The sequence below is a fragment of the Salinicola aestuarinus genome (assembly GCF_003206645.1).
In the GTDB taxonomy this organism is placed as follows: Bacteria; Pseudomonadota; Gammaproteobacteria; order Pseudomonadales; family Halomonadaceae; genus Salinicola; species Salinicola aestuarinus.
Map to the genome: position 1 here is coordinate 1 of NZ_PZJP01000018.1, position 1,535 is coordinate 1,535.

At 50.7% G+C, this 1,535-nt stretch carries 2 protein-coding genes; both read left to right on the forward strand.

Going from position 1 to position 1,535, the window contains the following annotated elements:
* Nucleotides 1-466, forward strand: a 466-nt coding sequence (locus tag DOM41_RS17600) for a hypothetical protein (RefSeq protein WP_157956971.1), incomplete at its 5' end; no start/stop codon positions are given.
* A 9-nt stretch (nt 467-475) separates the two neighbouring features.
* The gene (locus tag DOM41_RS17080) at nt 476-1,318 is read left to right on the forward strand and encodes a tetratricopeptide repeat protein (protein ID WP_110688064.1); all 843 of its coding nucleotides are present in this window, start codon (nt 476-478) and stop codon (nt 1,316-1,318) included.
* The last annotated feature ends 217 nt before the right edge of the window (nt 1,319-1,535 follow it).

Here is a 1,535-nt window from a genome sequence, read left to right on the forward strand (position 1 = left end):
CTCGGTAGATATCGATGTGATTCAGCGGTGGGGAAAATTAGAGCAGACTGGCGCGCGCGGTGTGGCGGCTCAAATAGAAGGAAGAAGCCGTGGGGAAAAGCCTTATACAGCTAGGATAAAGTTGCTGGTGCCAAAGCTGGAGACATCTTTTCTAGAGGTTGATTTTTTACAGGTCAGCGATGGCATGACCGAGCTGTTGAAAAAGGTAAAAATCATCGAGCATCGGCAAGAAGATAGTTCGGTTACACCGCCAGACTCAACTGTGGCAGATGAAATTCGAGAAAGTGAATCTAAAGCACCTAATGATGATGGGGTTCTATATCCTGACTATGACTCAGGACAAGGTGAGTTGGCTATATCCTGTGACCTTTTAGGCTTTCCTGACACATTTGTGGTTCGGATGGTGCTAGTTGGCGAGCGCGTAGATTCTGGGTCTCGAGACGAGTTTAGTGTGTCAGTAGATTAGGGGTGATCTATGCTGTCGAAAAAAATAATGGCGACTATTTTTGTTTTTTTCCTTGTAGTAAGCTGTTTTGCGATTACCGAAACCCGCTCGGACGATGTGAATTCTCATGAGATAGAAAGTTTGGAGAACGAGTCTCAGGGCGGCGACGGTGAATCTAGCTATACGCTGGCAATGGCTTACTTTCGTGGAAGCAAGGGTCTAGACAAAAATATAAGGAGAGCATGTGACCTTTTTGATCGGGCTTACGAGCAAGGCTATAAGCCAGGAGGGTTTTATGCCGGCTTGATGTATTTTAATGGTTACGGTGTAGATGAAGATGTGGAAAAAGGTATTCGCATGATGTCGGAAGCCGGCGAGGCTGGCTATTTAAAAGCGCAAGTAGAGCTGGCGAAAATATACTATTTTTCCAGAGGGCATGCGGAGGTAAAAGACTACGAAAAAGCCGCGTACTGGTTTTCTAAAGCTGCGAATTCCGGTGATGGTTTATCTATGCTTAACCTGTCTCAGTTGTATTTAAATGGTCGAGGGTTGGAAGAGGATCAAGAAAAAGCCTTTTATTGGATAAATAAAGCCGTAGATGAAGAAGCCGCTACATCATTTGGAGTTGCCGGCGACTTCTACGCCCAAGGCATAGGCACCGATAAAGACCTCGTCCGCGCCTACATGATGTACGACCTCGGCGGCACGGCGTCTTCCGGTAAGAAGGCAGAGCTGGCGGAACAGATGACTCAGGAACAGATCGACGAAGCGGTTTCACTGTCCCGCCAGTGGCAGGAAGAACACAACAGCTACCGCCCCAGTTACCACGGCCTGGAAGCGCAGGGCAGCGACGGCCACTACGAATACCATTGAGCGACGGCTTCGCTCGATCCCCCCAAGCACGATCGTCACCGGCCTTTAGGGCCGGTGCCCCATGGCACGGTCAACGTTTGGCGTGCCATGGCGGTAGCCATTTCTACTGATGATGCTCATCGTGCTCACCGACGTTGGCCGTCGCCAGCCTCGGTGCCGGCCTGGCCTCGGGGCGCTATGAGCGCCGGGCCGCCCGACAAGGGATCGCCGCTGCCAA